General features: G+C 74.6%; 15 protein-coding genes and 1 pseudogene. 3 read left to right on the top strand and 13 right to left on the bottom strand.

What is annotated here, in order from left to right:
• Positions 1-107: 107 nt before the first annotated feature.
• The 7 genes and pseudogenes from ABD361_RS06985 to ABD361_RS07015 form a co-directional block, all read right to left on the bottom strand.
• Positions 108-929 (bottom strand): annotated as a pseudogene (locus ABD361_RS06985) (serine protease); the annotation flags it as partial.
• 140 nt (positions 930-1,069) lie between these two features.
• Positions 1,070-2,629 (bottom strand): RNA polymerase sigma factor, encoded by a 1,560-nt coding sequence (locus tag ABD361_RS06990; RefSeq protein ID WP_344433901.1) that lies wholly within the window; start codon positions 2,627-2,629, stop codon positions 1,070-1,072.
• Between the two features lie 378 nt (positions 2,630-3,007).
• The gene (locus ABD361_RS06995; protein WP_344433903.1) at positions 3,008-3,946 is read right to left on the bottom strand and encodes a FadR/GntR family transcriptional regulator; all 939 of its coding nucleotides are present in this window, start codon (positions 3,944-3,946) and stop codon (positions 3,008-3,010) included.
• Positions 3,947-4,120: 174 nt separating this feature from the next.
• Complete coding sequence (locus ABD361_RS07000) at positions 4,121-5,944, bottom strand: ABC transporter ATP-binding protein (protein ID WP_344433905.1); 1,824 nt, start codon at positions 5,942-5,944, stop codon at positions 4,121-4,123.
• A gap of 144 nt (positions 5,945-6,088) precedes the next feature.
• Entirely contained in the window at positions 6,089-6,847 is a 759-nt protein-coding gene (locus ABD361_RS07005) for an NUDIX hydrolase (RefSeq protein ID WP_344433906.1), read from the bottom strand.
• 90 nt (positions 6,848-6,937) lie between these two features.
• Positions 6,938-9,010: a glycogen debranching N-terminal domain-containing protein gene (locus ABD361_RS07010; protein ID WP_425583168.1), complete on the bottom strand. Its 2,073-nt coding sequence runs from the start codon at positions 9,008-9,010 to the stop codon at positions 6,938-6,940.
• 114 nt (positions 9,011-9,124) lie between these two features.
• Positions 9,125-10,540, bottom strand: coding sequence for a DUF4192 domain-containing protein (locus ABD361_RS07015; RefSeq protein WP_344433907.1), 1,416 nt, complete (start codon positions 10,538-10,540; stop codon positions 9,125-9,127).
• Between the two features lie 159 nt (positions 10,541-10,699).
• Here ABD361_RS07015 and ABD361_RS07020 point away from each other — a divergent pair, with 159 nt between their 5' ends.
• Positions 10,700-12,862 carry a RecQ family ATP-dependent DNA helicase gene (locus ABD361_RS07020; protein ID WP_344433909.1) on the top strand — a complete coding sequence of 721 codons (2,163 nt, stop codon included), beginning with the start codon at positions 10,700-10,702 and terminating at the stop codon, positions 12,860-12,862.
• A gap of 212 nt (positions 12,863-13,074) precedes the next feature.
• On the top strand, positions 13,075-13,662 hold the full coding sequence (locus ABD361_RS07025) for a hypothetical protein (RefSeq protein WP_344433910.1): 588 nt from the start codon (positions 13,075-13,077) through the stop codon (positions 13,660-13,662).
• A 61-nt stretch (positions 13,663-13,723) separates the two neighbouring features.
• Here ABD361_RS07025 and ABD361_RS07030 read toward each other — a convergent pair whose 3' ends face one another.
• The 5 genes from ABD361_RS07030 to ABD361_RS07050 form a co-directional block, all read right to left on the bottom strand.
• The gene (locus tag ABD361_RS07030; RefSeq protein ID WP_344433911.1) at positions 13,724-14,314 is read right to left on the bottom strand and encodes a hypothetical protein; all 591 of its coding nucleotides are present in this window, start codon (positions 14,312-14,314) and stop codon (positions 13,724-13,726) included.
• A gap of 59 nt (positions 14,315-14,373) precedes the next feature.
• Entirely contained in the window at positions 14,374-15,075 is a 702-nt protein-coding gene (locus ABD361_RS07035; protein WP_344433912.1) for a ribonuclease HII, read from the bottom strand.
• Positions 15,076-15,141: 66 nt separating this feature from the next.
• Complete coding sequence (locus ABD361_RS07040; protein ID WP_344433913.1) at positions 15,142-16,035, bottom strand: ADP-ribosylglycohydrolase family protein; 894 nt, start codon at positions 16,033-16,035, stop codon at positions 15,142-15,144.
• Positions 16,036-16,046: 11 nt separating this feature from the next.
• Complete coding sequence (locus ABD361_RS07045) at positions 16,047-16,706, bottom strand: histidine phosphatase family protein (RefSeq protein ID WP_344433914.1); 660 nt, start codon at positions 16,704-16,706, stop codon at positions 16,047-16,049.
• Between the two features lie 9 nt (positions 16,707-16,715).
• Positions 16,716-18,377: an ABC-F family ATP-binding cassette domain-containing protein gene (locus tag ABD361_RS07050; protein WP_344433916.1), complete on the bottom strand. Its 1,662-nt coding sequence runs from the start codon at positions 18,375-18,377 to the stop codon at positions 16,716-16,718.
• 44 nt (positions 18,378-18,421) lie between these two features.
• Here ABD361_RS07050 and ABD361_RS07055 point away from each other — a divergent pair, with 44 nt between their 5' ends.
• Positions 18,422-19,099 (top strand): TetR/AcrR family transcriptional regulator, encoded by a 678-nt coding sequence (locus tag ABD361_RS07055; protein ID WP_425583169.1) that lies wholly within the window; start codon positions 18,422-18,424, stop codon positions 19,097-19,099.
• A 35-nt stretch (positions 19,100-19,134) separates the two neighbouring features.
• On the opposite strand, the gene ABD361_RS07060 is transcribed toward ABD361_RS07055, so the two are convergent.
• Positions 19,135-19,740: a YdbC family protein gene (locus ABD361_RS07060; protein WP_344433918.1), complete on the bottom strand. Its 606-nt coding sequence runs from the start codon at positions 19,738-19,740 to the stop codon at positions 19,135-19,137.
• Positions 19,741-19,855 lie beyond the last annotated feature (115 nt).

The following is a 19,855-nucleotide window of genomic DNA, read 5'->3' on the forward strand; positions in this document are numbered from 1 at the left end:
GCCGGAGGCTGTGCCGGCTGCGCCGGCGGTTTCGGCGGCTGCTGAGGGTTCTGCGCGGGAGGCGGAAGCGGCGGAGTGGCCACAGGAGGCCCTCCCGTCACAGGGTCGGCACTGTGTGCCCGCACCAGGGCCGCAACGGCGGAGATCCGCGTATAGACCCCCGGACGGCCCGGCTGGGCGCAGCCGCTCCCCCACGACACCAGGCCGACGAGCTTCCCGCGGGCCACGAGCGGGCCGCCGCTGTCCCCCTGGCAGGCGTCCCGGCCGCCGAGGGGAAGGCCGGCGCAGAGCATGGTCGCCGGGCGGTACGTCCCCTCGGGGCCGCCCTGGTACGCCCGGCGGCACAGAGTGTCGTCCAGAACGAGGATCCGGGCGGCGCGCAGCGTGTTCGAGTACAGGCCGGTGCCGCGGGTGTCCCCCCAGCCATAGACGCCGGCGGCCGTGCCGGTTGCGTAGCCGGGGTCCCCCTGCCCCGCCATCGCGATGGGCGCCACGTCGGCGACCGGCTCCGCCAGGGTGATGACGGCCACGTCCCCCTCGTTCGTGTCCGCGTCGAAGGCGGGGTTGACCCAGCTGCCCTTGAACGGGATCTCCTTGCCCGCGTTGCCGCGCAGGTCGTCGCGGCCGACGATCACCCGCAGGTCCTTCGCCTCCGTCGCGTCGACCCCCAGCACCTCGCGCGTCAGGCAGTGCGCCGCCGTGACGACCGTCGACCGCCCCACAAGGGCGCCGCCGCAGAACTGCCCGGAGCGCACGGGACCGAAGCGCTCGCGGCTCGCCAGCGCCACCGTCCAGGGGACCGTCGCGACCTTGACGACCTGTCCGCCGACGATGCCGCGGTCGACGGCACCATTGACCGCGCCCGCGGGAAGAGGGATCGCCAGCAGGAGCGCGAGCGCCACGACCAGCGGATACCTCAGGGCGCGCATGGGACCTCCTGACGCAGTGCAGTCGCTTCCTTACCAAGCGTCAGGTGGTATGCGGCCGCGCGCATCCTGAGCGCGGCAGGGCCCGGTTCCTCGTGAGGAACCGGGCCCTGCCGCAAGGGGACGGTGACGAGCCGTCCGGACTAGTCGAGGTAGTCCCGAAGCACCTGGGAGCGCGACGGGTGACGCAGCTTCGACATCGTCTTGGACTCGATCTGACGGATGCGCTCACGCGTCACGCCGTAGACCTTGCCGATCTCGTCCAGCGTCTTGGGCTGGCCGTCGGTGAGGCCGAAGCGCATGGAGACCACGCCCGCCTCACGCTCGCTGAGGGTGTCCAGCACGGAGTGCAGCTGCTCCTGCAGGAGCGTGAAGCTGACCGCGTCGGCCGGCACGACCGCCTCGGAGTCCTCGATGAGGTCACCGAACTCGCTGTCGCCGTCCTCACCCAGGGGGGTGTGGAGGGAGATCGGCTCACGGCCGTACTTCTGGACCTCGATGACCTTCTCCGGGGTCATGTCGAGCTCCTTGGCCAGCTCCTCCGGGGTGGGCTCGCGGCCCAGGTCCTGGAGCATCTGGCGCTGGACGCGCGCGAGCTTGTTGATGACCTCGACCATGTGCACCGGGATGCGGATGGTGCGGGCCTGGTCGGCCATCGCGCGGGTGATCGCCTGGCGGATCCACCAGGTCGCGTACGTGGAGAACTTGTAGCCCTTGGTGTAGTCGAACTTCTCCACCGCGCGGATCAGACCGAGGTTGCCCTCCTGGATCAGGTCCAGGAAGAGCATGCCGCGACCGGTGTAGCGCTTGGCCAGGGAGACCACCAGACGGAGGTTGGCCTCCAGGAGGTGGTTCTTGGCGCGCCGGCCGTCCTCGGCGATGATCTCCAGCTCGCGCTTGAGCTTCGGTGCCAGCTTGTCGGCGTTCGCCAGCTTGTCCTCGGCGAACAGACCGGCCTCGATGCGCTTGGCGAGCTCCACCTCCTGCTCGGCGTTGAGGAGGGGGACCTTGCCGATCTGCTTGAGGTAGTCCTTGACCGGGTCGGCAGTGGCACCGGCCACGGCCACCTGCTGTGCGGGCGCGTCGTCCTCGTCCTCGTCGGACAGCACGAAGCCCTTGTTCTCGCCGGCCTCGTCCTCCTCGTCGACCTTGCCCGGCGCCGGGGTCTCGTCGAGCAGCTCGTCCTCGAGGAGCTCGTCGGCGTCCTTCTTGCCGGCGGTCTTCTTGGCCGTCGTCTTCTTCGCGGCGGTCTTCTTGGCCGTCGTCGTCTTCTTCGCGGCCGTCTTCTTGGCCGCGGTCTTCTTGGCGGGCGCCACGGCCTCATCGGCCTCGCCGTCGTACGCGCCCGCGGCTGCGGACGCGGTGGACGCCGGGGCGGACGACTGCCGGGCCGTGGCCGTCTTGGTGGAAACGGCCTTGGTGGCGGTGCGCTTCGCCGGGCTCTTCGCTGCGACGCTCTTGCGGGTGCGCTTGGGCGCCTCTGCGGCACTGACCATCAGCGTCACACCCTCCTCGTCGAGGACCTGGTTGAGGCTGCGCAGTACGTTCTTCCACTGGGTTGGCGGAATCTGGTCAGCCTCGAAGGCCCGACGCACGTCGTCGCCGGCGATCTGCCCCTCGGCCTTTCCCTGCTCGATGAGCGCCATCAGAGACTCGGATTCGGCGATCTCCGGCGGGAGCGTACGGGATGTGCTGGCCGACACGAACAACCTCTCGGAACGATGGAAACGGCTTCCGGCCACGTCCGCGCTGGACGGGGCCGACGACCGTCGGCAAGGATGAACCGACGGCGCGGGCAGTGGTGCAGAGCAACACAGCGCCTCGAACGAGGCCCGTATTCCCTCCGCGGCCACCACCTCTTTAGTCATCGCGCTGCCCGGACGAGCGTTACGCCCGATCACCGTGGCCCGAGTCACACCGCATAGCGGGGTGAATGGCCCCCGAAGTGGACAGATCGCCGACTCCGCTGCCGTCGGCGGTCGCACGGAACCACCCGTCCTGCTCGCGCGTACGGCCGCACGCGCGCGCTGGACGAGCGGTCCCGCACGTACCGCTTCAGTCCGTACGGTTGCGGTCCGCGGTCAGTGTTCGCGCGGCGCGGGCACCACGCGCTCGACCTCCGGGTGGGCCACCAGCAGCTGGCGCATCGCCGCCTCGGCCGCCGCGGCGTCGCCGGTGGCCACCGCGTCGACGATCCGCAGGTGCTGCCCCACGCCGGCCTCGGTCGGGCGGTCGCACCCCCCGCCGGAGACACCGGAGACGTGCAGGGCGGCGGTGACGATGCCCGAGAGGTGCTCGAGCATCCGGTTGCCCGCGACCTGCAGCAGCAGGGAGTGGAACTCGGCGTCGGCGCGCGTGAAGGTGAGGGAGTCGCCCTGGGCCAGCGCGTGCCCCATGATCTCGGCCATGTCGGCGAGGCGCTGCTGGACGTCCTCGCGGCCGTGGCCGGCGGCCAGGCGGGCGGCCAGCGGCTCGATCGTCCAGCGCAGCTCGCACAGCTCCCGGCGCTGGTCGTCGCGCTGCGGCCCGAAGGCGCGCCATTCGATGATGTCGGGGTCGAGCAGGTTCCAGTCGCTGACGGGACGGACCCGGGTGCCCACGTTGGGGCGGGCGCTGACCAGGCCCTTGGCCTCGAGCACGCGCAGGGATTCGCGGACGACGGTGCGGGAGACCTCGAAGCGCTGGCCGATCTCCTCGGGGACCAGCGGGCGGTCGGCCCCCAGGTCGCCGGAGACGATCATCTGGCCGAGCTGCTGGACGAGCTGGCCGTGCAGGCCTCGGCCGCGGCTTCCGGCGGCGCGGCGGCCGGCACGGCTGAGCTCCGCGTCGCCGTCCCAGGCGGACGAGGCGCCGCGGTCGGTCCCGGGGGCCTCCGCGTAGGAGTAGCGGTCAAGCTCGCCCGGGCCGGCGAGGCCGGAGTCTGCGGGGCGAGCCGCGGTCATCATGGTGTGCGCAAGGGTACTCACGCTTCCTTTGTCGGCGACACCTCCAGGCCCCTTGAGGTCTTTGGTGAAAAGCACACGAAAGGGTGATCGCCCATTACCTCGCAATTGACGCCCAAACGGACAGAATCGGGCACCCCCCGAGGGGGTCGACTACGGAAGGTAAGGGAGGCGTGAGCGTTCCCGCAGCACCCTTCGGCCTATTGTCACTCTGCGTTCGCTCCCTTCCGGACCGGCGCAATAGCACAGCCCTCACCTCGGCCGGCCACGGAACACGGTGAGCACATAGGCGGCGAGCAGCCCCGACAGGGACAGGGCCAGCGCCCACCCCACGGGCTGGGACACCAGGCGCAGCGCGGCCGAGACACCCTGGTCCAGTTCGTGCGGCCACCGCACGTCGGCGGCGTCGCGCAGGCGTTCGGGCAGCCCCATCAGCGAACGCGCCGCGGGCCGTCGCGCCAGCGCTGCCAGGAGGGGGACGACCACGGCCGGCACCGCGAGGACGGAGACGAGGCCGAGCGCAGTGGAGCGGAAGAGCCCCGCGGCCAGCAGCCCCGCCCAGCCGCACCCGACGACCAGGGCGATCCAGCCGGCCAGCGCGGCGCCCCAGCCGTGCGTCAGGAGCGTGGCCGGGTGCGGGAACTCCCCGAGCGCCAGGTGCACGACGGCCAGGTCGAGCACGGGCACGAGCAGTGCCAGGGCCAGCGCGGCCACCGAGGTGACCAGGAGCTTGGCACCCAGCAGCCCGAGCCGCCGGGGCACCGTGCCCTGGTCGGGGGCGAGTGCCGGGTAGCGGAACTCCTGGCCGAAGGCGTTGGCGCCCAGCAGCCCGGCGGCGCACGCCGCGGGCGGCAGCGGCAGCCACTGCGGCCAGCCGGTGAGCAGGCGCGGCACGGTGGCGGCGCCGGTGCGGGCGAGCAGGAGGGAGGCGGCCACGGACACGATGAGCGCCACCGCGGCCACCACCCATCCGGTCTGTACGCCGGCGACACGGCGCAGCTCGTACAGCAGCGGCCACGCCGGGCCGGGGGCGGTCAGCCGGCGCCGCACACCCCCCGGCGGTGGCACCTTCGCATTGCTCGGGGTGTCGCCGTCCTGCTTCTCCTCCTTGGCTTTTACCTGCTCCTGTGCGGGGGTTTCCTCCTCCGGCACGGATCGGCCGTCGGCGCGGTCCAGCGGGGCGACGGGGCCGGTGTCCCCGCTCTCCTCGGCCAGGCGGTGCACGAGGATGCCGTTGCGGTACGCCGTCTCGCCGACCTCCGCGCAGCTGCTGCCGTAGACCGCGATACGCGTACCGCCCTCGCGGATCACTTCGACGCTCGCGGCTCCGGGGCGCCGGCCTCCCGTGTCGGTTTCGGCGGTCAGGACGTGCGCGAGCCGGCCGGCGAGAGGCGACTGGACGACGACGCGCGGCCGCAGGCGCGTGCCGGCGAAGGCCGCCGCCTCCTGGTCGGCCACGAGGCGACCCTGGTCGATGGTGACCACTTGGTCGGCGATGCGGGCGGCCTCGACGGCGTCGCCCGAGGTGACGAGAACGGCACCGCCCTGGGCGGCGTAGCCGCGCAGCAGCCCGTGGAGCCAGGCGGTCTCACGAGGGGACAGGCCGCGCGCGGGTTCGTCCAGGACGAGGGTGTGCGGGTCGCCGAGCAGCGCAGAGGCCAGGCCCAGGCGGCGGTCCATGCCGAGCGAGAAGTCGCCCAGGCGCTGGTCGGCGAGACCGGCCAGACCCACGACCTCCAGCACGTCGTCGGCCCGCTCGGCGGGGACGCCGGCGGCGGCGCACAGCATGCGCAGATGGCTGCGGGCAGTGCGGGCGGGGTGGCCGGGGACGTCGCCGAGGAGGACGCCGATCTCGCGGGTGGGCCGGGGGATCCGGTCGAGGGTGCGGCCCCGGAAGAGGGTGACGCCGCGGCCGGGGTCCAGGCGCAGCATCAGGCGCAGGGCGGCGGTCTTTCCCGCTCCCGGTTCGCCGAGCAGCGCGGTGACGCGGCCGGGGCGGGCCTCGAAGGTCAGGTCGTCGACGGCGGGGGGCCGGTTGCGGCGGGGGGCGCTGGTCAGTCCGATGGCCTGGATCATGGGCTCACTCGCGGGACGGCGGGAGGGACCGTACCGCAGCACCGTAACCCGGTATGTCTTATTTGCTACGCAATGCGGCCATCATCGATCAGGGCGTGTCATTTTCGATCACGGCAGGCACCGGGCACGCGGCTGGCCGGCGGCTCAGGCCTCGGGGCGCAGCATGGGCGGGTTGAGCAGGGTGGCACCGCCGGCCCGGAACAGCTGGGCGGGCCGGCCGCCCTGGCGGGTCGTCGTCCCGCCGGTGGGCACCAGGAAGCCGGGCGTGCCGGTCACCTTGCGGTGGAAGTTGCGCGGGTCCAGCGCCACGCCCCACACCGCCTCGTAGACCCGGCGCAGCTCGCCGACCGTGAACTCCGGCGGGCAGAAGGCGGTGGCCAGCGAGGAGTACTCGATCTTGGAGCGGGCGCGCTCGACGCCGTCCGCGAGGATGCGGGCGTGGTCGAAGGCCAGAGGTGCGGCCTGCTCGTCCTCCCGTCCGTAGCCGTCCTGGTCGAGCAGCTCGTCGACGGGTGCCCAGCGCACACTGCGCGCGTCGCCGCCCGGCCGGGGCGCCGGCAGGTCCGGGGCCAGCGCGAGGTGGGCCACGCTGACCACGCGCATGCGCGGGTCGCGCTTGGGGTCGCCGTAGGTGGCCAGCTGCTCCAGGTGGGCCGCGTTGGGCCCGCCGGGCCCGGCGGCGTCGGCCGCCTGCAGGCCCGTCTCCTCGGCCAGCTCGCGCGCGGCCGCCGTGGAGAGGTCCTCGTCGCCGCGCACGAACCCGCCCGGCAGCGCCCACCGGCCCTGGAACGGAGGCTCGCCGCGGCGGACGGCCAGCGCGCACAGCGCATGCCGCCGCACGGTGAGCACGACCAGGTCGACGGTGACTGCGAAGGGCGGGAAGGCCGACGGGTCGTAGGGCATGTCGTGATCATAGTCGTCTGCCTGACGATAAACAGGCTCTTCGGCGCTCCGGGCCGCCGCCCGGGCCACCGGTGCGCTGCGCACCTCCCCTCACACCCCCAGCTGCAGTCCGGCGGCGGCCTCCTCGACCATGCCGAGGCCGAGCCTGCTGACGCGCACCGCGAACGGCTGCTCCGCCACGCGCAGCCCGGTGAACCTCAGCTCGCCCAGGGGCGCGGAGCGCGGCGGACGGACCGTCACGGCGCCCGCGGGCACGTCCGGGCGCACCCCGGCGAGCGCGGTCAGCAGCTGGACGACGCCGGCCGCCGCGACGGCCGCGGGCCGGCAGGCCGCCGGGTGCGGCAGCGGTGCGCTGCCGGCGGTGCGCTGCTCCCCGGCGTACATCTCCGGGAGCCGGTGGCCGAAGGTCTCCGCGGCGTCCAGCACGCCCTTGAGCAGCCCGGCGGCCTCCCGCTCGTAGCCCGCCACCACCAGACCGGCGACGGCCACCGCCGTCTCGTGGACGCGGACGGCTCCGTTGCGGTGCCCGAACGGGTTGTGCCCCGCTTCCTTGGCGCCGAGGCTGCGCAGGCCCCAGCCGCAGTCGAGGGCCGGGCCGCCCAGCAGCCGGGCGAGCTGCTCGGTCTGCACCTTGTCCAGCAGCCCCGGGGCGTACTCCCCCTCTCCTTGCAGTCCGGTGTCCAACAGGTGCGCCGCGGCCGAGCCCAGGTGCACGACCCGGCGGCCGTCGGGCCAGCGCGCCGCGACGGGCCGGCCGCCACCGAGGTCCTCCGCCCAGAACTCCTCCCGGAAGCGCCGTCGCAGCCCGGCCGCCCACGCGAGCAGACCGTCGGCGCCGGGCCGGCCGTGGGCCCGCAGCAGCCCCGCGCCGAGCACGGCCGCCCGGTGGGCGTGGGCCTGGACCTCGCAGCGGTACGGCCCTCCCGGCGCGGGATCCGGAAGGTAGCCGGTGTCCTTCGTGGCCCCCATGAGCCACTGCAGGCACCGCTCGGCGACCGGCAGCAGCCCGGCGACCTCCGGCGCGGGCAGCCCCCACCGCCATGCCTCGGCCAGCACCGCCGGGAACAGCAGCGTCGCCTCCACCCCCGTGCACCCCGGCGGCAGATGCGCCCCGGAGTGCCGCAGGGCACCGGGCAGCCGGCCGGCGCCCGGGCCGGGGCCCGTCAGCTGGGCACGGGCCAGCGTGCGCAGCGTCCCGCCGGCGAGCCGGACGCCCAGCGGCAGCGCCATGCGTGCCGCCCACAGCGCCTCGGCGGGGGCCGTCCTGTCGCAGCGCCAGGGAACGCCGGCGGCCAGGTGCACGTCCGCCGGGTGCTCCAGGTCGCGCACGAGCAGGGCCCGCAGGTCGTCGAGGGCGGCGGCGAGCAGGGCCCCGGCCCTCGGGTCGTCGCCCTCGGCCACGGCCTCCCCCCACGGCGGTGCCGCCCCGCCACGGCTCGGGGCGACGGGCTCGGCCGCCCGGGTGCCGCCGTTGCCGCCGGGCTGCTCGGCCCTGATCGTGAGCTCGATGCCGTGCGTGCCCCCGGGAGGCAGCCGTATCTCCCAGCAGAGCAGGCCCGCGGACGCCAGGACGTCGTCCGGCGGCGGCTCCGCGGTGACCACCGCGTGGGTGCCGGGTGCCGCCCAGCGCAGCCCTGAGGCGTGCACTCCGGCCGGGAGCTCGGGCCCGGCCCGCCCGGCGGCGATGGCACCCAGGCCGGCGAGGTCGGTGCCGAGCGCCACCTCGACCGTCAGTCTCAGCTCACGGGACGCCGCGCTGCGCAGCACGATGCGCTCCTTGCCCTCGGCGTCCCGCAGCCGCTCGACGGTGACGTCCGGGTCCGGTCCGGTCTCCGCCGGGGTGCGCACGGTGCCGACGAACCGGGCCCGGTCGGCGCCGAGCATCCGGCCCTGGACGGGCACGGGCTCGACTCCGTCGACCCGCAGCCGGCACGTCGCCAGCAACCGGCGACCTGACCGGTAAAAGCCTTCGAGCCCCTGGCCGGTGAGCTGGCCGTGCCGCGCAGAGATCGCGAGCGCGGGCAGCGCGACGCAGATCAGCGCCTCGTGCACCGAGTGCGGCGCCGGGGGCCGGGAGGGGCCGGTGCGGCGCTGCTCGGGCGGTCGGCGCACCTGCTCCGGCGGGCGGCGGGTCGAAGGACCGTGGGGGGCGATGCCTTGCACTGTCTCTGCGCTCCCTGGGGACGTCCCGGCCGTGGCCGGCCGACGACGATTGCGGGCCACTCAGGTGAACGGCACCGGCCCCGGCGAGGTCACGGGAGAGCGAAGTGGCCTGGGTCACTGCCGCCCCCGAACACCCTTGTGACCGCCGCGGCGGCGCGTACGTGCCCTTCCCGCGGGCGCCTTGGGCCCCGCGGGCCCACCACGGCCACCCCGACCCGCCCGGCCCACCGTCTCTCCCCGTCCCGCGCCTTCCGCTCTCGGGCCCGTCTCCTCCGTCGCCCCGGCCATCGTGTCCTGCGCGGTGAGGGTCGAGGCGGCGGCGTCCGCCGCCGCGGCGCGCTCCGCCTCGGCGTGGACGGCGGCCTGCAGGGCGCGGTCCGCGCGTTCGCGGCGCAGGCAGCGGCGCAGCAGCTCCGGGTCCAGGCCGTCGTTGCAGGCCCGGTGCAGGAGCTGGGCGAAGAGGTAGTCCGGGTCGGCGCTCAGGGCCCTGGTCAGGGCGACGCGCGCCTCGGGGTGGTCGCCGCTCGACCAGGCGACCCAGCCCGCCAGGGCCAGGGGCGCGGCCGCGTGCTCGGTGTACGGCGGCACGCAGCGGCGGGCGAGGGCGCGCCAGACGCGCAGCACGGCCGGGGCCTGGGGTCCCTCCATCCATTCGGCGGCGTGGTCGCGGGTGGTGCGGTCCTGCAGGCCGAGGACGACGGCGGCGGCCTCGTCGGCGGCCAGCAGGGCGTCGTCCATGGCGTCGGCCTCTGCGCGCACCGGTGCGGGCGGGGCGTCGTGGAACCGCCCGATCAGCAGGCGCAGCAGGTCGAGCGTCTCCTCGCGCACGGTCCGGCCGGGCGTGCCACCCAGCAGGCGTGGGACGAGGTCCGCGGCGGCGGCGTCGAGAGCCGTCTCCTGCTCCACGGCCCGTTCGCCGTCGACGGGGGCGTAGCGGGCCTCCATCTCGCGCAGGGTGCCGCGGACCTGGATGCCGGCGTAGGCGGCGGCAGCGGCCATCACCGAGGTGCCGGGCGGGGCGAGGACGGTGCCCTCGGCCGGACAGCAGCGTTCGTCGGGGCAGCAGTAGGACCAGTACCGCCCGCCGGAGACGCACAGCGCCTCGTACACGGGCACGTCCAGCTCTCCGCAGGCCAGGCGCAGGCTCTGGGCGAGGGGGCGCAGGCGCTCCATGACGCCCCGGCCGGTGTCGCTCCCGGCGGGGTCCTGGCAGAGGAAGAGGACGATGCCGTCGGGCCGGGTGCCCCGGCGCTCGCAGCCGTCGATGAGCGTCTCGGCAAGCTGTTCGCTGACGCCCTCCCACTCGGCCGGGTCCTCCGGAATGCCGAGCCGGAGGCGGCCGCCGAAGCGGCCGCGCTCTCCGTGCAAAGCGAGCAGGACGATGCTGTCGCTCGGATGGAAGCCGAGCAAGTAGGGCAGGGCGTCGGCGAGTTCGCCCGGGCTGCGCAGGGTGACCTGGGTCTGTGACGCGTCGCGCGCCGCGGTCGTGGCGGGGGTGGACGGGCGGGCCGGTTCGTTGTGGTGGCTCATGGCCCCGAGACTCCCGCGCCGCCGCCGAGGCCCGCCAGGCCTGTGGATAACTCCGGGATATTGTCGTACTAGTCCTGTGGATCAGGGCGCCGCCCGCGTTTTCCACAGGCGCCGCGGCCGGGTTCGCGCGTTGTCGGTCCCCTCGTGTTGCATGGGGGCATGACCAACGAAGCCCTCCGCGTCTCGGCGGACACCGTCCTCGCCCGTCTCGTCGGCGACACCACGGGCACCGCGCGGCTGCGCGAGGACCAGTGGCGTGCCATCGAGGCCCTCGTCGCCGACCGCCGCCGTGCGCTGGTGGTGCAGCGCACGGGCTGGGGCAAGTCGGCCGTGTACTTCGTGGCCACTGCGCTGCTGCGCGAGCGCGGCAGCGGCCCGACGGTGATCATCTCCCCGCTGCTGGCGCTCATGCGCAACCAGGTGGAGGCGGCCGCGCGGGCGGGCATCCACGCGCGCACGATCAACTCCTCGAACACCGAGGAGTGGGAGACCGTGCAGGAGGAGGTCGCGCACGGGAAGGTGGACGTGCTCCTCGTCTCGCCCGAACGCCTCAACAATCCCGACTTCCGCGACCAGGTGCTGCCCAAGCTCGCCGCCGCGACCGGGCTGCTGGTCGTCGACGAGGCGCACTGCATCTCGGACTGGGGGCACGACTTCCGCCCGGACTACCGCCGGCTGCGCACCATGCTGGCCGACCTGCCGCCCGGTGTGCCCGTGCTCGCCACGACCGCCACCGCCAACGCCCGCGTCACCGCCGACGTCGCCGAGCAGCTCGGGACGGGCGAGGGCGGTGAGGCCCTGGTGCTGCGCGGGCCCCTGGACCGGGAGAGCCTGAGCCTGGGCGTCCTCACCCTGCCCGACGCGGCCCACCGGCTGGCCTGGCTCGCCGATCACCTCGGCGACCTGCCGGGCTCGGGGATCATCTACACCCTCACCGTGGCCGCGGCCGAGGAGGTCGCCGCCTACTTGCGCCGCTGCGGGCACACCGTCGCCTCCTACACCGGCAAGACCGAGAACGCCGACCGGCAGCAGGCCGAGGACGACCTGATCGCCAACCGCGTCAAGGCCCTGGTGGCCACCTCGGCGCTGGGCATGGGCTTCGACAAGCCCGACCTCGGCTTCGTGGTCCACCTCGGCTCGCCCTCCTCCCCCATCGCCTACTACCAGCAGGTCGGCCGCGCGGGGCGCGGCGTCGAGCACGCCGAGGTGCTGCTGCTGCCGGGCCGCGAGGACGAGGCGATCTGGAAGTACTTCGCCTCGCTGGCCTTCCCCTCCGAGGAGCAGGTGCGCCGGACGCTGGACGTGCTGGCCGCCTCCGACCGCCCGTTGTCGCTGCCCGCCCTGGAACCCCTGGTCGACCTGCGGCGCTCGCGGCTGGAGACCATGCTCAAGGTCCTCGACGTGGACGGTGCCGTGCGCCGGGTGCGCGGCGGCTGGACGGCCACCGGCGAGCCGTGGACGTACGATGCCGAGCGTTACGCCTGGGTGGCGCGACAGCGCGAGGCCGAGCAGCAGGCGATGCGCGAGTACGCGTCGACCACGCAGTGCCGGATGGAGTTCCTGCGCCGGCAGCTGGACGACGAGCAGGCCGCGCCCTGCGGGCGCTGCGACAACTGCGCGGGCCCCCGCCACACCGCCGGCGTCTCGGACGGGGCCCTGGACACCGCACGCGGCGAGCTGGGCCGGCCCGGGGTGGAGGTGGAGCCCCGCCGGATGTGGCCCACGGGCATGCCGGCGGTCGGGGTGGACCTCAAGGGCCGCATCCCGCAGGGCGAGCAGGCCGCCGTGGGGCGGGCCGTCGGGCGGCTCTCCGACATCGGCTGGGGCAACCGGCTGCGCCCCCTGCTCGCGCCGCAGGCACCGGACGCCGCCGTTCCGGACGATGTGACGGACGCGGTGGTCACGGTGCTGGCCGACTGGGCACGAGGGGCGGGCGGTTGGGCGTCCGGCGCTCCGGACGCCCCGCAGCGCCCCGTGGGCGTGGTGACCCTCCCCTCGCGCACCCGCCCGCAGCTCGTCCGCTCGCTCGGCGAGCGCATCGCGGCCATCGGCCGGATGCCGCTCCTCGGCAGCATCGCGTACCGCGACGAGGAGGCCGGGATGCGGGCGCCCCGCAGCAACAGCGCCCAGCGGCTCAAGGCGCTGGACGGCGCCCTGACCGTGCCGCCCTCGCTCGCGCAGGAGCTCGCCGCCCACCCCGGGCCGGTCCTGCTCGTCGACGACATGGCGGACACCGGCTGGACCCTGGCCGTCGCCGCGCGGATGCTGCGCCGGGCCGGCGCCACGGAGGTGTTCCCGCTGGTGCTCGCCGTGCAGGGGTGAGAAGGGGCGCGGCAGTGGTGCCCGCACCACTGCGGAGCCGCCGATACCGGTCAGTGGCCTCAATTGATCGTTGCTGCGCGGGCGGTGGCCCGCGAGAATTGGGGCACCGGTTCCCGCTCCCGTGCGTCCACGGCCGTGCTGTGCCGTCGGCGCGCGGTGCGCCCTGCCCGGCCTCCGCCCGGGGGCCCGGGTGCGCAGACGAAGGGAGAATCATGGCCTTCGGCTTGGCTCCCCAGGCGTCCACCGGCTCCGCTTCGCGTCTGGGCAGGCTGCTCGAACCCGCGGAGTGGACCGCCTGCGGCGTCCCCGCGCTGCGCGGTGCCCGCGGTGTCGTCGAGGATCTGCACGCCCGGCACCTGCCGGCACCCTCCACTGCCGTCATCGCGGTCTTCCACCCCGACGAACGGATCGCGGCGAGCGCCTCCTTCAGCGGGCGCCCGGGCAGGGCGGGGCCCGTGGACGGCTGGGAGCTGCGCAACGAGCTGCTGTCGGTGCTGCGCCGGGTGATCCCGCACGACCTGCGCAGACGCGCCCCCGTCCGGACGGCGGTGCTGCTCTACTGCCGCGAGGGCAGCACCCGTTGGACGCCGGAGGACGGGGCGTGGATGTGGGCGCTGCGCGACGCCTGCATCCTGCACGGGCTGCGGTGCGGGGCGTACATCGTCCTCACCCCGGCCGGCTGGCACGTCGTCGGCGAGGGCCGCGGCGGGCGCCGGCCCCGCGCGGCGCCCTGCCGTGCGGAGTGGTTCGGCTCCGGCGGCGGGGCACCGGAGGCGCACCGCCGTACGGCCGCCCGCTGACGGGGCGGCACGGCGGCCGAGGTGCCCCTTCGGCGAAGGGGCCGGCCACCGTGATCACACGTCAGGACGTGCTCGACACCAGGGCGTTGACACGTTGCGGGTCGCCGCAGACCACCAGCAGCGCACCGGCCCGCGTCATGGCGGCCGGCAGCGCCGCGGCGACGGCGGCGTCGGAGCCGCCGTTGACGGCGATGACGACCACGGGCCGGCCCTTGGCGCGGGCGGAGTCAGCGGCGGCGTAGAAGACGTCGTCGCCGGCGTCCTGCTGCGCCCAGTAGGACGCATCGCCGAAGGACAGCTCGTGCGCGGCCCAGGGGTGCGGGTCACCCGTGGTCAGGACGAGGACGTCGCCCGGCGCGCGACCGCTGTCGAGCAGCAGGTCGACTGCTTCGTCGGCGGCGTCCAGGGCACCGTCGGCGGCCGCGGGGATCAGCTGGATCTGCGGCGCGGCCGGGGCGTCCGCCGCCGTCCCGCGCGCGGTGCGCTGGGGCGGGACCGAGCCGCGGTGCGGGCTGGGGGTGCCGGGACGCAGGGGCGCCGGGCGGGGACCGGGTACGGGACGAGGGGTCGGCGCGGTGCGGCCGGCGGCCGGCACTGCGCGGGGACCCGGGACACTCTCGTGAATCTGAGGCTCCTCGGGGATGAGAGGCATAAGTCGATGTTTATCAAACGCCGGTGCGAGTCGCGTCGGCGGGTGGCGTTGTGGGTCGTTCAGAAGTCGAAGCCGAGCTGGCCTGCGGCCTCCAGAGCCATGTCCTCGGGGCTGATGCGGGGACGCTTCAGATGCTGCCACTTGGGCAGCGCGTCCAGGTAGGCCCAGGACAGCCTGTGGTGCGGGGTGGGGCCCAGCTCCTGCAGCGCGGCCCGGTGGACCGGCGACGGGTAGCCGGCGTTGTCACCGAAGGCGAAGTCGGCGTGGACGGCGCCGAGTTCGGCCATCAGCGCATCGCGTCGCACCTTGGCGATCACCGACGCCGCCGAGACGGCGACGCACGACTGGTCGCCCTTGATGACCGTACGGACCCGCCACGGCTCGCCGAGGTAGTCGTGCTTGCCGTCGAGGATCACCGCGTCCGGCCGCACCGGCAGCCCTTCCAGGGCCCGGGTCGCGGCCAGCCGCAGGGCCGCCGTCATGCCCATCTCGTCGATCTCCTGCGGGGAGGAGTGGCCGAGGGCGTAGGCGGTCACCCAGCTCTCCAGCTCCTCGGCGAGCTCGGTGCGCCGCTTGAGGGTGAGGAGCTTGGAGTCGGTGAGTCCCACGGGTGGGCGGCGCAGTCCGGTGACGGCCGCGCACACGGTGACGGGACCGGCCCAGGCTCCCCGGCCGACCTCGTCCACACCGGCGACGATCTTTGCTCCGGTCGTCGCCCGCAGGGAGCGCTCGACGCTGTGGGTAGGCGGTTGGTAGGGCATGGCGCCAGTAAGATTACGCCCCTTCGGCCCGGCTGTCCCGCCCCGCCCCCGCTCCGTCCGCTCCGCTCAGCGCGTGGTGACCGGGAGCCAGTCCGGAAGGGCCTCGGCGGACTCCAGCCAGGCCGCCGGCGGAGCGCCTCGTTCCGCAGCGGCGACCACGCCCGAGGCGATCGCGGAGGTGGTGTCCACGTCCCCGCCGGCCCGTGCGGTGGTCCAGAACGCCTCCTCGAAGGAGTCGAGATGGCGGGCAGCCGCCCACAGGGCGAAGGGCACGGTGTCATGGGCACTGGTGCGCCGGCCGCAGCCCAGGACGGCGGCGACGGTGGTGACGTCCGCGTAGTCGAGCATGTCGCGGGCACGGCGCAGACCCGCCTGGACGGCGCTGCGCGGCACCAGCGCGATCACCCCGTCCAGCAGGGACTCGGGGGTGACGCCCCCGGCGGGTGATCCGGCGATGGCCGCCGCGGCGGCGACGGCCATGGCGCCCATCACCGCCTCGCGGTGCTGGTGGGTGGTGTAGGCGGAGATCTCGGCCTGATGGGTGGCCTGCTCCGGGTCGTGCGCGTACCACGCGCCCAATGGGGCGATGCGCGTGGCGGCCCCGTTGCCCCAGGAGCCCTGGCCCTTGAACTGGGCGGCGGCCAGTTCGCGCCAGTCGCCGCCCTCCCTGATCAGGCGCAGCATGCGGTTGATCGCCGGGCCGTAGCCGCGGTCGAAGTCGTGGCGCTCGGCGAGCGAGCGGGCCAGGGCGTCCTGGTCGATGCGGCCGTGCGCGGCCAGGACGGCCACCACCGAGCAGGCCATCTCGGTGTCGTCCGTCCACTGCCAGGGCGCAGGCGGCAGCTCACGGCGCTGGAGGTGGGGATAGTTGGCGGGGACGAAGAACTGGGAGCCGAGGGCGTCACCCACGGCCAGCCCCCGCAGGCTCGCCAGGGCACGGTGGAATCGGTCAGCTGTCATCGCTGCGAACTCTAACCGGTGAAGCCGTACGACTCGGGTGTACACCAGCGCTCGAACGGCCGGTCGAGGTGGTAGCGGCCGTCGGCCCCCAGCAGCAGCATCCGGGACTCCCCGTTGCCCGGGTTGGACAGGCACTCGAACTCCGCAACGCTCCAGTGCAGCCATCGCATGCAGAACAGCCGCATGGTCAGCCCGTGCGTGACGAGCAGGACGTTGGGCGGGTGGCCGGGGTCCTCGAAGCTGCGCCACAGGCTCTCCAGGAAGGCCCCCACCCGGTCGTAGACGTCGGCGCCGGACTCGCCCTGCGCGAAGCGGTAGAAGAAGTGGCCGTAGGCGTCCCGGCGGGCCTTCTGGCGGCGCACGTCGTCGCGGTCCTGCCAGTTCCCCCAGTCCTGCTCGCGCAGCCGGGGCTCTTCGCGCACCCTGATGCGGGTCGGGTCGAGCCGCAGGGCGTGCAGGGTCTCGTGGGCGCGGCGGTAGGGCGAGACGTAGACCGAGACCCGCTCGTCGCCGAAGAGCTCCCGCAGCCGCTCCCCCGCCTCCTCGGCCTGCCTGCGACCGCGCGCCGTCAGGCTCAGGGCGTGGTCGGGCTCGCGCTCGTAGACGGAGTCGTCGACGTTGCCCTCCGACTCTCCGTGCCGGAGGAGGACGATGCGCCGGGGCCGTGCCATGCCGCCACCCTAGATCGGCTGCAGGACGCGTGCCTCACCGGTCTCGCGAGCGCTGCTTTCGGCCACCGCCCGGCCGTCGCGTATCTCCACGGCACGCCCGGTGAAGCGCCGTCGCAGCGCGCGGTCGTGGGAGACGACGACCACGGCTCCGGGCCACTGCTCCAAGGCCTCCTCCAGCTCCTCCACGAGGCCGAGCGCGAGGTGGTTGGCGGGCTCGTCGAGCAGCAGCAGGTCGGCGGGCCGGGCGAGGAGGCGGGCGAGGGCGAGTCGGCGCTGCTGGCCTGCGGAGAGGGATCCGACGGGCACGTGCAGGTCGCGCTCGCGGAACAGGCCGTAGGAGAGCAGCAGGGCGCGCTGGTCCTCGTCGCTGCCGGGCAGGTCGCGGCGGAAGGCGTCCAGCAGGCGCTCGGCAGGCTGCCGGACGGCGACGTCCTGGGGCAGGTAGCCGGTGCTGCCCCGCCTGGTGAGGGTGCCGGTGTCCGGGCGGGTGAGGCCGGCCATGAGCCGCAGCAGGGTCGACTTGCCCGCGCCGTTGCGGCCGTGGACCAGCAACCGCTCCCCCGCCGTGACCTGCAGGGCGTCGACGGCCAGGCGGCCTGCGACGCGGACGCCGTCGAAGGTGACGAGGGCGCCGCCGGTGGTGCCGTTCCGGGGGCGGGCGGTGAAGCGGAGGGGATCGGGCGGGCGCGGCACCGGGTCCTCCTGGAGCCTGCGCAGCCGCTCCCGGGCGTTGCGGACACGGCCGGCAACGGACGCCTGGACGCGGCCGCCGGCGCGGTCGTAGGCCATCTTGTTGCCGTCCTTCATGGGCCGCCCGGCGGCGACCGCCCGGGCCGTCGTCCCGGCGGCCTCCTCCAGGGCGGCCGTCTGCTCGCACCACTGGGCGTACGCCTCCTGCCGCCGCCGGCGGACAGCGGCGCGCTCCTCGACGTAGCCGGCGTAGCCGTTGCCGTAGCGGGCCAGGGTGTGGCGGTCGGCGTCCACTTCGACGACGGCGGTGGCGACGCGTTCGAGGAAGACGCGGTCGTGGGAGACGGCCACGACGGTGCCGGTGTGGGCCCGCAGCGTCTCTTCGAGCCAGTCGAGGGCGGGGCCGTCGAGATGGTTGGTGGGCTCGTCCAGGAGCATGACCTCGGGTGCCGCGGCGATCAGGCAGGCCAGGCCGAGCCGGGCCCGCTCACCGCCGGAGAGGCTCTCCCAGGCACGGTCCCGTCCGATGTGTCCGAGGCCCAGGGCGTGCAGGGCCTTGTCGACGCGGGCGTCGGCGTCGTAGCCGCCGCGGGCCTCGAAGGCGGTGAGCAGGTCGCCGTACTCGGTGAGGGCTTCGGGGCCGGCGGTGCCGAGATCCTCCTCGAGTGTGCGCAGCCGCCGTTCCATGGCCCGCACGTCGGCCAGGGCAGCGTCGACGGCGTGGGCGACGGTGGTGCCGCCGGGCGGCGGGCCGGGGTTCTGGGCGAGGTACCCGATGCCGCCGTCGGCGTGGGCCACGACGGTGCCGGCGGCGGGGCGCTCGATCCCGGCCAGGACCGCGAGCAAGGTGGACTTGCCGGCTCCGTTCTCGCCGACGATGCCGATCCGTTCGCCCGGCCGCACCGAAAGGGAGACGCCGTCGAGGAGGAGACGGTCGCCGCGGGAGAGCGACACGTCGTGCAGGGAGAGCTGGCTGGGCATGCGAACCTCCGAGCAAATGCAACGCGAGTTGCGTTACGCTCAGCATGACAGGTTCGACCCCTCTAACGCAACCGGAGTTGCAATTGTCTTCGCAGCCGTCCCCGCCTCCCACCCCCGGCACCCGGCGCCCCGGCGGGCGTACCGCGCGCACCCGGGCCGCCGTCCGCGACGCGGTCCTGACCGGTCTGGTCGAACACGGCTACCCGGGCCTGACCGTGGAGTACGTCGCCGAACGCTCCGGCGTGCACAAGACGACGCTCTACCGGCGGTGGGGCGGGGTCGAAGGGCTCGTCGCGGACGCCCTGGACCTGGCGGGCGAGGACTCCTGGACACCGCCCGACACCGGCTCCCTGCAGGGCGATCTGCGCGCCCTGGCCCGGGAGGTCGTCGAGGCGTTCGCGGATCCGGCGGCCGCCGCCGCGCCGACCGCGTTCATCGCGGCCGCGTTCCAGTCCGAGAGGGCGGCGGACGCACTGCGCGGCTTCTACACCGAGCGCTTCGCGCGCTGCGGGGCGCTGATCGCCCGCGCCGTCGAGCGGGGCGAGGCCCCCGCCGGCACCGACGCCGCGGCCGTCGCACGGGCCGTCTCCGCGCCGCTGTACTTCCGTCTGTTCGTCACCCGGGAACCGGTCGACGCCGCTGCCGCCGAGCAGGCGGCCGACGCCGCGCTCGCCGCCGTACGGGCGGGCGCGTACGCCGCGGCCGAGCCGGAGCGCGCCTGAGGGGCGGGGGGGGACGGGGCGGCCGGCGCCGCGCGTCAGACCGTCCAGGCCTGTTCCATCTGCACGACGTCGCCGGTGATCGCGGCGACGTCCGCCTCGGTCTGTGCCCGCAACCCCAGTCGCTCGACCCGGTCCTGGCGGTACTTGCCGTGCTCGGCCTCGGAGTTCCACATCGACAGCACCAGGAACTCCGGGCCGGGCGCCTCGCCGAAGACACCACGCAGCATGCCGGGCGAGCCGGCCATCGCCGGGTTCCACACCTTCTCCTGCATGAGCACGAAGTGCTCGACCCGCTCCTCGTGCACCCGGCAGTGCGCGAAGCGCACCACGTCGGCGTCGGTGAACTGCGGCCGGAATCCGACCTTCACATCGAAGCGGTGCTCGAACAGCCGCACTTGGGCGTCCTTGTACGTGCCGGCCTGGGCCGCGGCGAGCCGGTCGTGGGAGCGCGCCATGAAGGAGTCGTAGAACGCCCGGGTCTCCCAGAAGGCGAAGAGGTGGACCACACCGGGGCGCGCCCGGCTCCACCCGCCGCCCTGCCCCCGGAAACCCGGCTCACCCAGCAGCCCCGCCCACTTCCGCTGCCCCCGCTCGAAACCCCGTCGGTCGACCACCGTGCAGCGAATCCACTTGACCAGCACCGACCCATCCTACGGCCCCGTCAGTGGCGTGGGTCACGTACGCCGGCAGTCCACCCGGAGGGGGCGGGTACGCCGATGGGGAGCCGGCAGCGGCCGGCTCCCCATCGTTCACTCA

It is taken from the genome of Streptomyces luteosporeus, from assembly GCF_039532865.1.
Lineage (GTDB): Bacteria > Actinomycetota > Actinomycetes > Streptomycetales > Streptomycetaceae > Streptomyces > Streptomyces luteosporeus.